This window comes from Pseudomonas sp. P110(2024) (assembly GCF_057480795.1).
In genome coordinates, this window is the sequence record NZ_JBLIYT010000011.1 from 224206 (window position 1) to 235825 (window position 11620).

An 11620-nucleotide genomic window follows, 5' to 3' on the forward strand; every position below is an offset into this window, starting at 1 on the left:
AACAACATGGCAATCAAAGTAGGCATCAATGGGTTTGGCCGCATCGGTCGCTTGGCGCTGCGCGCGTCTTGGGACTGGCCAGAGTTCGAGTTTGTGCGGATCAATGATCCGGCCGGAGACGCCGAGACCCATGCCCACCTGATTAACTTCGACTCGGTCCACGGCCGCTGGCACCGTGAAGCCCATGCTGAGGGCAGTATGGTGGTGATCGACGGCAAGCGCATTCAGGTCACCGCGAACAAGACCATCGCCGACACCGACTGGTCGGGCTGCGACCTGGTCATCGAGGCCAGCGGCAAGATGAAATCGATAGCCGATCTCCAGGCCTATCTGGATCAGGGCGTCAAACGTGTGGTGGTCTGCGCTCCCGTGAAGGAGAAAGGCGCACTGAACGTGGTGATGGGCGTCAACCAGCACCTGTTCGACCCGGCGCAGCACCGCATCGTTACCGCCGCCTCTTGCACTACCAACTGCCTGGCCCCGGTGGTCAAGGTGATTCACGAGAACCTGGGCATCCGCCACGGATCGATCACCACCATCCACGACCTCACCAACACTCAGAGCATCCTCGATACGCCTCACAAGGACCTGCGCCGCGCCCGTGCCTCGGGCATGAGCCTGATCCCGACCACCACGGGCTCGGCCACCGCAATCGCCGAGATCTTCCCCGAGCTGCGTGGCAAGCTGAATGGTCACGCCGTGCGTGTACCGCTGGCCAACGCCTCGCTGACCGACTGTGTGTTCGAAGTTGAGCGTGAGACGACGGCTGAGGAGGTCAACGCGCTGCTGAAGGCGGCGGCCGAAGGACCGCTGAAAGACATCCTGGGCTACGAAGAACGCCCCCTGGTGTCCATCGACTACCGCACCGATCCGCGCTCCTCGATCATCGACGCGCTGTCGACCTTGGTGGTCAATGGCACACAGGTGAAGATCTACGCCTGGTACGACAATGAGTGGGGCTATGCCAACCGTGCAGTTGAACTGGCCCGCCTGGTCGGCGCAGCGGAGTAAATAGCGATCATGAAGGCGTTGTCAGCCCTGTCTGCGGAGGTGCGTCAGTACCTGCTGGTTACCGGCAATTACTGGGCCTTCACCCTCACCGACGGCGCATTGCGTATGTTGGTGGTACTGCATTTCCATTCGCTGGGCTACACACCGCTGCAGATCGCCGCGTTGTTCCTGTTCTACGAAGTGTTCGGCGTGATCACCAACCTGGTGGGTGGCTACCTCGGCGCCCGCCTGGGACTCAACCGCACCATGAACATCGGCTTGGGCATGCAGGTCTTTGCGCTTGTGATGCTCACAGTGCCGGCAGACTGGCTGACGGTGCCGTGGGTGATGGCCGCCCAGGCACTGTCCGGCATCGCCAAGGACCTGAACAAGATGAGCGCCAAGAGCTCCATCAAGCTCTTGGTACCGGGCAGCCAACAGGGGACGCTCTACAAATGGGTGGCCATCCTGACGGGCTCGAAGAACGCGCTCAAAGGTATGGGCTTTTTCCTCGGCGGAGCACTGCTCGCGTTGCTCGGCTTCACCCTGGCGGTGCTGGCCATGGCGGCAGTACTGGCTCTGATCTGGATTGGCAGTCTGGTGCTGCTGAAAAAGGACTTGGGCAAAGCCAAGGCCAAACCCAAGTTCCGCGACATGCTGTCCAAGAGCCGAGCCATCAACATCCTCTCGGCCGCACGGCTGTTTCTCTTCGGTGCCCGAGACGTCTGGTTCGTCGTGGCGCTGCCGGTGTACCTGAGCACCGCGTTTGGCTGGGACTTCTGGCTGGTCGGCGGCTTCCTCGCCGCGTGGATCATTGGCTACGGCATCGTCCAGTCGTTTGCTCCTCACATCACCGGCAAGAAGCGTGGTCATGTGCCCGACGGCCGAGCGGCCTTCATTTGGGCTCTCGCCCTGGCCGGACTGCCTGCGCTTATTGCCGTGGGCCTATCAGCAGGCTGGTCGGCGCAGGTGGTGTTGCTTGGTGGGCTGATGCTGTTCGGCGTGCTGTTCGCGGTGAACTCCTCGTTGCACAGCTACCTGATTGTCAACTATGCCAAGGAAGATGGGGTCTCGCTGGACGTAGGCTTCTACTACATGTCCAACGCCTTGGGGCGGCTGGTCGGGACACTGCTGTCAGGCTGGGTGTTCCAAGCTTACGGTTTGCAGGCCTGCCTGTGGGTTTCCAGCATTTTCGTACTGGCTGCTGCGCTCATCTCGATCGGGTTGCCCAGACATAGCGAGATGGCTCAGCAGACCCACTGAGCACAGGGTAAGAACGGAGGCACTCAAGCCTCCGCTTTCACCAGAAACTGCTCGATCTCAGCGACAGTGCTTCTGGCTGTGCGGGTCAACCCGATCAAGGTGGCGGATGCAGAGCCTGTCCACTCGCCATAACCCACCAGCCATAGGCCTGGCGCATTCACTGCACGTGTACCTGAAACTTCGACGCGATCGTCACCAGTGAATACCCCGAGGCTCGCCAAGTGCCCCAGCGCCGGCTTGAATCCGGTGCACCAAATCACAGCATCGACTGCGGTCTCCGAGCCGTCTGCCCAGACCACTCCGACGGGGGTGAAGCGAACGAAAGGCCTCACTGCATGAAGAACGTCTCGCTTACGCGCCTCGACCACAGGCGGGACCATCACGGTATCGCCCAGCCCACCGACTGGCTGCTCAATCACACGGCCCTCCATCTGCGCTTTCCAGCGCTCTGTCGCCCGTTCGAACAACACTCGACCATCCACATCATCCGGCAGGAAGAGTGGCTCGGTGGGCGTTACCCAGGTCGCATCCGCTACATGGGACACCTCTGCGAGATCTGTGCCCCAGAGTTTCCGCCACCGACGACCAGTACTCGCTTACCCGAGAACGACTGCGGCTCAACATAGTGGGCTGAATGCAACTGCTGGCCACGGAACAGCTCGGCACCGGGATAAGCAGGGATAGTGGGGTTGCTCCAGGTGCCGGTGGCACTGACCACTGCTTTAGCATCCCAGTACCCGCGCTCGGAATGGACACGCAATGTACCGCCCAGGCGCTCGACGGAGGTGACCCGTACTGGCCGCTCAATAGGGAACTGATAGGTAAGCGGGCGGTAGTCACACCTTTTTTGAGAGATATCCGGTTGTGTGGTGACTATGCGACTGTTGCTGGACATGATGCGGCCCAGGCTCTGTGAGCTTGGGCCGCTAGTCGTCACTTGTAAGCACCAGCCGAATAAATCAGCTCGTAGCTGTGGCTATAGATTTCCAGGATGTTTCCGAACGGGTCTTCCATGTAGACCATGCGGTATGGCTTCTCCCCAGGGTAATACTCACGCACAGGCATGCGTTGCTTGCCACCAGCGGCAACAATCTTGGCTGCCAAGCCTTCAACATCCGGATCTTGGACGCAGAAGTGGAAGATGCCGGTCTTCCAGTATTCAAAATTATTCTGAGGCTTTTCGGCGTTACGGAACTCAAAAATTTCCACGCCGATCCGATCACCCGTGGACATGTGAGCGATACGCAAGGAGCTCCAGCCGGCACCAAACACATCCGTACACATGACGCCTATAGCTGAGTCGTCCTCGGTGATCGTAGTCGGGGGCATGATCAAGTACCAACCCATGACTTCAGTGTAGAACTTCACCGCAGCGTCCAGATCGGTTACCGACAAGCCTAAGTGGGAGAAGCTACGTGGGTAAACTGATGACATAACCTGTACCTCTTCATCGTTGGTGAGGTGGCCAGTCTAGGAAGGCGGAGCCATAATGAAAATGATCATCAGATTATGGTAGTGATAAGAGATTGTTATGCTAAATCCACAATGGCTGAGAACCTTCGCTGCTCTGATCGAACAGGGTAACTTTACTCGCTGCGCTGAGCACCTAGACCTGACGCAGGCCGCTGTCAGCCAGCATGTGCTGAAGCTCGAGGAGAGGCTTGGCCCGTTATTGATACGCCGCCCGCGCCAGCTCGAACTAACACCTGCTGGGCGAGCGCTGGTGAGCTACTGCGAGGAGGTTGGCGCAGCCGATCAGCGCCTGTATCAACGCTTGTCCGAGCATGATGACAAGCACGGAGACGTCGGGTTGATCTGTCCTGGCAGCATTGGACTGGTGCTGTACCCCATGCTGTTGACCGTTCAGCAGACGCATCCTGGCCTAGTTATTCGACAACGCTTTGCCCCTGATAAGGAGGTGCTCGAAGCCGTACTGGATAATCGATTCGAGTTAGGCCTTGTCACGTTCAAGCCCGACGATCCGCGCTTGTGCGTGAGTCGCTTCACCGAGGAGCCACTGGAGCTGATCGCACCTGCCTCGGAGCGAGTCGAAGGTTGGGAGGATCTGAGACGCATAGGCTTCATCGATCACCCTGATGGTCGCGCGATGGGCAGTCGACTGCTCAGTCGTTACTACCCTGATGAGTCGGGCATCGGCAGTCTTCCCTGTCGTGGCTTTACCAACCAGATTGGTCTGATTCTTGAGCCTGTTGCGCGAGGGTTAGGCTTTACGGTGCTACCGCGCTATGCACGGTTGGCGTTTCAACGAGCGGAAAGTATCCAGGTAATTCAGGGGCCACGATTAGTCGAGGACACGCTATGGTTGATACACCGCTCAGAATGGCCTCTATCTACTCGGGCAGAGCTGGTCGTTCAAAAACTGAAGACTCAGATTAAAGAGATGTAAGCGGGGAACTCCTACTAGCAAACATTTTTCCATGAATCACAAATTAGCGATGTGTCCACTGATGCGGTAGCAACAGATCGATTTCACTAGCCCGCTGCGTAGTCAGCCGTGTCAGCACATTATTGAGGTATGCATACGGATCATGCCCATTCATACGCGCCGACTGGATCAGACGCATGATTGCCGCAGCCCGTTTGCCACTGCGCAGCGACCCGATAAACAACCAGTTCGAGCGACCGAGTGCCCATGGCCGTATCTGGTTTTCGACCTGATTGTTGTCGATGGGCACAGCCCTATCGTCCAGGTAGCGCGTCAGCGCTACCCAGCGTTTCAGGCTGTAATCGAGGGCTTTGGCCGTGGCTGATCCGTTGGGCACCAGATCGCGCTGGGCCAACATCCACTCATGCAGTGTGCTGCTGATCGGTACCGCCATTTCCTGGCGTATTCGCCAACGGTCCTCGTTGCTCAAATCCCGAGCCTGGCGTTCAACCTCGTATAAACCGCCAATCGAGTGCAGCGCCTGTTCGGCCAGCTGACTTTTATTCGCGACATGCAGGTCGAAGAACTTGCGGCGAGCATGAGCCATGCAGCCGCTTTCAGTGATGCCTTGCTCAAAACCGGCTTTGTAGCCCGCGAAGTCATCGCAGACCAACTTGCCGTTCCAAGAGTCCAGGAAGTTGCGCGCATGTTCGCCTGCGCGGCTTGGGCTGAAGTCATACACCACCGCATTAAGCGCCGAAAACGGCGTCGTGCTGTAGGCCCAGACATAGGCCCGGTGGGTTTTCTTCTCGCCCGGCGCAAGCATTTGTACCGGTGTTTCATCGGCGTTGATCACGCCCTGGCTCAGCACCGCTTCACGCAGTGCATCGACCAGTGGCTGGAGTTGCACGCCAGTTTGCCCCGCCTGTTCAGGATGGCTACCCCTCATGCGAGCATGTCATCGACTACCTGAGCCGCTACGAAGCGCGCTATCAGTACCAAAGCCCTGCCGAGCTAAGGCGCGCCTGGCGGCGCTGAACGCAAACGACTGGTCAAGTCGAATGCAAACAGGTGGTCAAATGAATGCAATTACCCAGTCGGTACGCACCCAGGGGCAAGTCCCTGTTTTTGGTCTACCTAGGACGCATTTCACCTCACCTTCGAAATGAGAGGTGTCCACGTAGGGACTACAGGTGGTGATGACGCCGGTGGCATAACTCCAAGGCTCCCGCCCAGCTTCAAGCGGACGTAATGGCGACCAACCAGTGGGAGGGTTTCAACGAATACCCCACCTCGTTCTTCTAGCCAGCGGCGCTGGTAGCCTCTGGCCTTGTAGCCGCTAGGGGCGGCCAGCTCTTCGTCCGAAAGCATCTCGGTTTCCATGATGGTCTCTTTGGATATGCAGCCCCGTTACCCGCACCTATCGGGGTAAAGGGGGTATAGTGGGGAGCGAGTCGGCAATCGTCCGGCTCATCGAAGGGGTAAGAACATGTACGAATCCGCGACGCATCAGGCGCATTTGCACCTGAAGCAAAAGATTGAACAGTTCTTGTCTAAAGGCGGGGAAATTCAGAATGTCCCCTCAGGTGTCAGCGGCTTTAACCGAAGCTTACCTAAGGCCCACTGGGCCAAAGGGCAGTCAGTTAAATCGTGATCACGATTCCCAGAGCCGTCGTCAAAAGGCGGCTTTCTAACGTGCAGTGAAAACGCGGGTCGAATAGCTCAACGCAGCCTAAAGGAATGCGATGAGCCACGACCAGTGAAGGATCATGCAGCTAGTACAGGCGCCGCTCGCAACTGTCAGTGCGGTTTATTCGCGTGCTGCGGCGTATTGGTGGCATCCCGGCGCAAGGCCAGAAGGAGCATCACCGATGGATCGCGAACCTACCAATCGAGAAGTGGCAGCTGAGATTGGCATTACTGAAGCAGAAGTTGAGCGCTACCGTAGCGATACGTTCCGTCTCGATGATGGTTCCTGGTTGATTCACTTCGGCTTCTTGATGCCGAAGGAGCTTCGCAAAGGTCTCACTGGAAGCTTCACCTTTATCCTGAAAGCCGATTGGAAACCGGGCGATTTGAGGCGTCCTGACTGGTGAGGCTGTGTAAGTGAAGCGTAACAGCAGTTGGAGGCAAGGGTAAGGCAGTCGATGCATGGAACAGACTCGGTAAAGGCGCAGTCCACCGTAATGAGCCGTTGAAGCTGATAGCTCATCCATCCCACCACTTAGGTGAGCTACATGCCCAGCGCAAAGGAAGGCCGTTATCAGGCCTATAAGCTATTAAGAGAGCTTGATGCTCAAATTGCCGCCACGATGAACCAGGTGGCCTACGGTCGAATGAGCCGGGTCGACTGGGAGAAGACGTGCAAAGCCCACCGAATTGCCTTTGATGAGTGGATTAAATTCGCTGATCTGCAGACCTGCGAAGAGATCGACTCAGCTGCGAAAAAGCCCGACGATGTGTGACTGATCGTATTGGCCGTACCTCGATATCTCGGGTTAGGTGTCAAATCTGCCAGGAACTGTCAGTCTTTGGCCGCTGGTCGCATTTCAGCGAAACGGATATCTATCTCTCTGATTACCGCGCCTACTGAGATATCAGAGGAGACCGATATGAGATGTCGCGGTGAGAAATTCTGGACGTGGGCAGACCCAGCGCTTCACCTCAGCCATCATGAGGAAACTCTGGATGACGGCAGGAGTATCGACGTGCAAGCCCGACTCTCGCGGACAGGCGAAACGCAGCTCTTCATCGGGGTGTACGCCAAAAGCGGGGACCGAATCGTAGAGGAGACGTATAGCTCCAGGCCGAATGAAACGATGAGTCGGGCCTTGCTTTGGGGAGTACTCCGAGCGAAGACGTTCGTCGCGGGTGGGTGGAGGTAGATTTACTCTCTGCATACTAGTTTGCAGTAGGCATGGGGATGCTCTCATGCTGGTATCTCCTTCAGTTGAAACTTGATTGGCCCATTCCCCGGGCAGCCGATACGACACCATCCAGTCAGCCCTGTGCAGCGTAGCGGGCCTTGAAGGTGTCTTCTTGATCAAACGTCTTGGTGAAGACAAACGGATTGTCTGTGGGCGTGGGTTTGCCTCTCCGTCCATCGCGGCAGTTGTGAAATTTCGTAACCGTTTCAATTTATTTCTGGTGAGACTGAGAAAGCTCTATGCGCTGACCGTTACGTCAACGTTCTTCCATTTTTCTCAAGGGCCCGACCATGCGTAATCGCGGGAAGGTGGACTGGGATTGGGCCGATCCGCAGCTGCATTTCCGCAACTGCGCTGAGCGTCTGTCTTGCGGCACCCTGATCAATGTACAAGTGCGCACTTCACCTCTCGGGGCTACCCAGCTCTTCTTTGGTATCTACAAAGAGAAGGGCGAAATGCTGCTTGAAGAGAGCCATACCGACTGCAAGGGTCAGACGTTGAGTGCAGCTATGGCATGGGCGCTGCAGCATGCGACGGAATGGGGCGCAACCACCTGTCCGGCGATACCCGTTCAAGCGAGACTGATCCGTACACTGCAGCAATAAGAGGTGCTAAAGCTCAGGGGGCTCCAAAAGTGCAGGCGGCTAGTCCTCATCGAGTACCAAATGTGGCGGCTGTTTTATATATCTCACTAGCCAGGTCGTCCCATTTTACTGGATGTGTTTCGCTTTGTAGTTTTTTGAAAGTTATAGATTTTCGGCCTTTTAGTGCCGCGTGTGGTAGTACATAGAATTTCCAGTTTTCTAGTTCGATGACGGATCGTGCTAATTGGTACTGGTCGGTTTTATGGGCTGGCTTCTGAGCGGGCTGCCAGTTGTGGTCTCGATTCCAGTTTAAATGACGATTTTTGATCCGCTCGCAGAGGGTTTTGTCAAGATTTAAATAAGCAAAAACGTAAATGTCTGACCAGAGGTCTTTATGGTTGTCTTTGTCTTTTATTGGGTCGTAACCCCGCGCAAAAGAAGTTATAAAGCGCTGATCTTTTGAGTAGGAGTCTTTTGATTTGACCTGAATGGTGTATTTTTTGTTTTTAATGAAAAATATGAGGTCGTGTATGTCTCCCTCAATCTTCGTTTTTAAGTGATCGACCGGTACGGACAGTTGAGAATGAGGGTCCAGCATGGATTTGTAAACGAGGTACTCTGCGATGTACCCGCGCAGGTAGGTGTTGTGGAGGGTGGAAAAGCTCCAGGCCCAGAAGTCCTTTAGTAAACCTTTCCCGCTGGGCGCACCCTTGAGGGTAAACGGCAGCCTTCCATCGAGAGGATCGTGCATATGCATCAGAAAACAAACCTAACGAAATGATGTTGAATAGCCATTATTGCAGGCTTGCGATCGTGCCAATAGATCTATACCCGAATGTTGCTCTTCTTGGCTGACGGGGAAGCGCGGACGAGGGTGGAGCCTATCGATGTTCTTTCTCATGGCATGGTCAGTTGCGGCTATGATCGAAATCCCTGTGTGTAGAATCCGCCTTCCGGCGGGTTTCTTGTCCAAGTTGATTCAGCAGGCTTACTGGGTGGACGTGGTTGCCTGCTTAGAATTCCAGATCATTCCGGTATCCCTTTCTCCCAAACCGCCCAATTCTTCAGAATCTCCTGCACCAGCGGATTGGCAGTCCGATAGAGATTCTCCAGCGCCGGAACAAAGCCACCCTGGTCGTCATACTTGAGCAGATTCTCAACCTCACTTCCCCCCGGCTCAGGCCGATCAAAGTCAGACCCCGCCCGCACCACCGCCACCCGCTGCACATCCACCAACCCTTCGCGACTGGCCCGCAGCAGCGCTTCATAGGTGGAGTTATCCTCCTGCTGGGTCGTGCAGTACTCCCCCTTGTTATCCGTCAGCAATCGAGTCCAGACCTCGGCCCGCTCACTCAGGCGCGTCCCGGAAAACCAGGTGTTGCCCGCCACGGTGTCACACCGGGTCACCACCGGCGGCTGGTTGGCCGGCGCCATCGGGTACCTGAGCCGCCAGGCCGCCGATTCCTTGCTCTCGCTCAGGCTCACCCCGTGTGACAGGGCATAGGCCTTGGCTTGCAGCTTCGGATTGAGTTCGAAGACCTCGGTCTTGTAGTCCAGCGGCGGCTTCTCGTTCGGGCCCTGGGTGTTGATCCCCAGGTAGCCCGTCGGCCAGTCCTTGGGCGCATCCCGCGAGTCCAGCTCCCACTGGGTGCCGAACTCCACCAGGTAATGGGCCCAGGCGGTGGTGCCGAGGGTCCCGTGCTTCGGGTTGATCCCGGCAATTCCCGCGACCAGGAAGTAGCTCTTGCGCAGGTCGAACTTCGGCGATAGCGCCAGTGCCAGGGTCGAGGCCGCGGCGTTGGTCTGGCCCATGCCGGTCACCAGCAAGCAGACGTCCTGGCTGTTGCAACGTATCACCGGATACTCCGCCGACAGGCCCGGTACACGCACTTCCTGCTCCAGCTCCAGGCGCTCGATCCAGTGCTGGGCCTCAGGTGCGAACAGGGTGATCAGCATCACCTTGGGCTTGATCGGCGGCGCAGCCGTCTCGCCGGCCTGGGCCGTCGAGGTGAGCAGGATGCCGCATGCCAGGCCCACGGCGAGGGAAAGACGATGCATCAGGTGCATGCGAGCCTCCATGGCGCAAGTGATCAGAACTGGTAGCCGACCCCGGCGTAATACCCCCAGCCATCGGACCGGCCGCGGAAATCGCCATCGCCGAAATTCAGCTGGCTGCCGTCCTGCCAGTGGCCGCCATTGTGGAAATGGCGGCCCACCAGGGTGAAGCGCAGGTGGGTGAAGGCGTACAGCAATACGTTGGTGGATACCGTGGCATTGGCCGTGCGGTTGGGGTTGTCCTTGTGCAGATCCGAGCCGAAATCGAAGTTGGTGAAGCCGATATAGGTCAGCGAGGCGCCGTTGTCGAACTTGCCGAGGGGCACGATGTACTTGAGCTGGGCCCGGTAGCCGTCCCACGAGTACTCGTTGCTGGCGCCATAGTTTTCCCACTGGTAGCGGCCATAGAAGTTGGCCGACAGGTTGACCCGCGAATGGGTGTCGATGTCGGTGCCCAGGCCGCTGTACAGGGTGTTGGCGCGGTTGGCGCTGTTGCTGCCGTGGTCGTAGATCCAGTCGAAGGCTACGTACCACTCCTTGAACGGGCCGACGGCCAGGCTGCGGCCGGCCAGGTAGTCGATGGAGATCCGTGGCTCGTGCTCCATGAACAGCGGCGAGCCGTGGTCCCACGCGCCTTTGTCATGGCTGTTGCCGATGTCGAGGATCTTCGGGATGTCGATGTAGCCGTACAGCTCGAACGGCCCCTTGCGGCCGAAGTACTCGTATTCCAGGTAGATATCGTCGACCGGGCGGGGGCCGAAACTGATGTCCTTGGTGCCGATCAGGGTGAAGTTCTGGTTGTACCAGTCCGACAGGTAAGGGCCGGATTTTACCGGCGCGGCGGCGGGGCTCAGGGCCTCGCCTTGGGCTGACTCGTTGGAGGCAGTGTTCAGGGCGTGGCTGGTGGTGCTGAGTAGTCCCGTAACAGCGCCCAGTAGCAGGGAGGCAGCCAGGGGGGAGCGAGCTGCTGGGCGCAGGGATGCAGGTTGACGCATTGAAAGTCCTTGTTCATGCGGTGGTAGCCCAAAAAGGCTGAGGTGAGCGAAAGCTTCGGCGATTGTTCGCTTAATTGTTTTGAGCAAACGTTTGCATACTCTGTACCAACCTGCCAGAGGTCTTTCAAATAAAGCTGAATTCGGGGTGTTAGCTGACCTTTCGGTTAAAAAGCTGCACGGAAAATGGGCGTGGGATGGAGGCAGTTACACGCAAGGGGCTGCGCGGTAATGGGTGGTCGATTGAACGCGGGTGGTTTAAGCGATGGGCTTGCGGCGCGGAAGTGTCAGATTTTTTGTGTGCGGGCCGGTAACGGCCTGCCGTCAGGCAGGCCCTGACTTTCACCAGGTCGGCCTGATGAACCGATCTCCGTACAAAATCGCGAATTGATTCATCGCACTTTTCCAATCATGCGCCGCTGA

At 57.3% G+C, this 11620-nt stretch carries 13 protein-coding genes and 2 pseudogenes; 8 read left to right on the forward strand and 7 right to left on the reverse strand.

Going from position 1 to position 11620, the window contains the following annotated elements:
- Positions 1-6 precede the first annotated feature (6 nt).
- Positions 7-1011 carry an ArsJ-associated glyceraldehyde-3-phosphate dehydrogenase gene (locus tag AC25ND_RS19145; RefSeq protein ID WP_486976522.1) on the forward strand — a complete coding sequence of 335 codons (1005 nt, stop codon included), beginning with the start codon at positions 7-9 and terminating at the stop codon, positions 1009-1011.
- A gap of 9 nt (positions 1012-1020) precedes the next feature.
- Positions 1021-2253, forward strand: coding sequence for an organoarsenical effux MFS transporter ArsJ (gene arsJ, locus AC25ND_RS19150; RefSeq protein WP_486976523.1), 1233 nt, complete (start codon positions 1021-1023; stop codon positions 2251-2253).
- Positions 2254-2276: 23 nt separating this feature from the next.
- Here the strand turns inward: arsJ and AC25ND_RS19155 are convergent.
- Together AC25ND_RS19155 and AC25ND_RS19160 are read right to left on the reverse strand one after the other, a co-directional pair.
- Positions 2277-3073: pseudogene (locus AC25ND_RS19155) on the reverse strand (NAD(P)-binding domain-containing protein); the annotation flags it as partial.
- Positions 3074-3186: 113 nt separating this feature from the next.
- Positions 3187-3687 (reverse strand): lactoylglutathione lyase family protein, encoded by a 501-nt coding sequence (locus AC25ND_RS19160; protein ID WP_028692302.1) that lies wholly within the window; start codon positions 3685-3687, stop codon positions 3187-3189.
- Between the two features lie 97 nt (positions 3688-3784).
- Here AC25ND_RS19160 and AC25ND_RS19165 point away from each other — a divergent pair, with 97 nt between their 5' ends.
- Complete coding sequence (locus AC25ND_RS19165; protein WP_186596749.1) at positions 3785-4660, forward strand: LysR family transcriptional regulator; 876 nt, start codon at positions 3785-3787, stop codon at positions 4658-4660.
- Between the two features lie 43 nt (positions 4661-4703).
- On the opposite strand, the pseudogene tnpC reads toward AC25ND_RS19165, so the two are convergent.
- Positions 4704-5564 (reverse strand): annotated as a pseudogene (tnpC, locus tag AC25ND_RS19170) (IS66 family transposase); the annotation flags it as partial.
- A 224-nt stretch (positions 5565-5788) separates the two neighbouring features.
- A complete protein-coding gene (locus AC25ND_RS19175) occupies positions 5789-6022 on the reverse strand; it encodes a DUF4224 domain-containing protein (protein ID WP_213883365.1) in 234 nt (77 codons plus the stop codon).
- 106 nt (positions 6023-6128) lie between these two features.
- Between AC25ND_RS19175 and AC25ND_RS19180 the strand changes: the two genes are divergently transcribed.
- The 5 genes from AC25ND_RS19180 (at position 6129) to AC25ND_RS19200 (ending at position 8171) form a co-directional block, all read left to right on the forward strand.
- Positions 6129-6293, forward strand: a complete 165-nt coding sequence (locus tag AC25ND_RS19180) for a hypothetical protein (RefSeq protein ID WP_155952720.1) — start codon at positions 6129-6131, stop codon at positions 6291-6293.
- Positions 6294-6510: 217 nt separating this feature from the next.
- Complete coding sequence (locus AC25ND_RS19185; RefSeq protein WP_213883363.1) at positions 6511-6735, forward strand: hypothetical protein; 225 nt, start codon at positions 6511-6513, stop codon at positions 6733-6735.
- Positions 6736-6876: 141 nt separating this feature from the next.
- Positions 6877-7104, forward strand: a complete 228-nt coding sequence (locus AC25ND_RS19190) for a hypothetical protein (RefSeq protein ID WP_028692304.1) — start codon at positions 6877-6879, stop codon at positions 7102-7104.
- 147 nt (positions 7105-7251) lie between these two features.
- Complete coding sequence (locus tag AC25ND_RS19195) at positions 7252-7524, forward strand: hypothetical protein (protein WP_062359697.1); 273 nt, start codon at positions 7252-7254, stop codon at positions 7522-7524.
- A gap of 332 nt (positions 7525-7856) precedes the next feature.
- A complete protein-coding gene (locus AC25ND_RS19200) occupies positions 7857-8171 on the forward strand; it encodes a hypothetical protein (protein ID WP_236248419.1) in 315 nt (104 codons plus the stop codon).
- A 46-nt stretch (positions 8172-8217) separates the two neighbouring features.
- Here the strand turns inward: AC25ND_RS19200 and AC25ND_RS19205 are convergent, their stop codons facing one another.
- The 3 genes from AC25ND_RS19205 to AC25ND_RS19215 form a co-directional block, all read right to left on the reverse strand.
- The gene (locus AC25ND_RS19205) at positions 8218-8907 is read right to left on the reverse strand and encodes a hypothetical protein (RefSeq protein WP_236248420.1); all 690 of its coding nucleotides are present in this window, start codon (positions 8905-8907) and stop codon (positions 8218-8220) included.
- 269 nt (positions 8908-9176) lie between these two features.
- Entirely contained in the window at positions 9177-10217 is a 1041-nt protein-coding gene (locus tag AC25ND_RS19210; RefSeq protein ID WP_288522500.1) for a purine-nucleoside phosphorylase, read from the reverse strand.
- Between the two features lie 23 nt (positions 10218-10240).
- Positions 10241-11200 carry a nucleoside-specific channel-forming protein Tsx gene (locus tag AC25ND_RS19215; protein WP_486976524.1) on the reverse strand — a complete coding sequence of 320 codons (960 nt, stop codon included), beginning with the start codon at positions 11198-11200 and terminating at the stop codon, positions 10241-10243.
- Positions 11201-11620: the final 420 nt, after the last annotated feature.

Bases quoted from the DNA above. Each gene is read 5' to 3' on its own strand.
- AC25ND_RS19145 (WP_486976522.1), top strand. From the start codon at position 7: ATGGCAATCAAAGTAGGCATCAATGGGTTTGGCCGCATCGGTCGCTTG.
- arsJ (WP_486976523.1), top strand. From the start codon at position 1,021: ATGAAGGCGTTGTCAGCCCTGTCTGCGGAGGTGCGTCAGTACCTGCTG.
- AC25ND_RS19160 (WP_028692302.1), bottom strand. From the start codon at position 3,687: ATGTCATCAGTTTACCCACGTAGCTTCTCCCACTTAGGCTTGTCGGTA.
- AC25ND_RS19165 (WP_186596749.1), top strand. From the start codon at position 3,785: ATGCTAAATCCACAATGGCTGAGAACCTTCGCTGCTCTGATCGAACAG.
- AC25ND_RS19175 (WP_213883365.1), bottom strand. From the start codon at position 6,022: ATGGAAACCGAGATGCTTTCGGACGAAGAGCTGGCCGCCCCTAGCGGC.
- AC25ND_RS19180 (WP_155952720.1), top strand. From the start codon at position 6,129: ATGTACGAATCCGCGACGCATCAGGCGCATTTGCACCTGAAGCAAAAG.
- AC25ND_RS19185 (WP_213883363.1), top strand. From the start codon at position 6,511: ATGGATCGCGAACCTACCAATCGAGAAGTGGCAGCTGAGATTGGCATT.
- AC25ND_RS19190 (WP_028692304.1), top strand. From the start codon at position 6,877: ATGCCCAGCGCAAAGGAAGGCCGTTATCAGGCCTATAAGCTATTAAGA.
- AC25ND_RS19195 (WP_062359697.1), top strand. From the start codon at position 7,252: ATGAGATGTCGCGGTGAGAAATTCTGGACGTGGGCAGACCCAGCGCTT.
- AC25ND_RS19200 (WP_236248419.1), top strand. From the start codon at position 7,857: ATGCGTAATCGCGGGAAGGTGGACTGGGATTGGGCCGATCCGCAGCTG.
- AC25ND_RS19205 (WP_236248420.1), bottom strand. From the start codon at position 8,907: ATGCATATGCACGATCCTCTCGATGGAAGGCTGCCGTTTACCCTCAAG.
- AC25ND_RS19210 (WP_288522500.1), bottom strand. From the start codon at position 10,217: ATGCACCTGATGCATCGTCTTTCCCTCGCCGTGGGCCTGGCATGCGGC.
- AC25ND_RS19215 (WP_486976524.1), bottom strand. From the start codon at position 11,200: ATGCGTCAACCTGCATCCCTGCGCCCAGCAGCTCGCTCCCCCCTGGCT.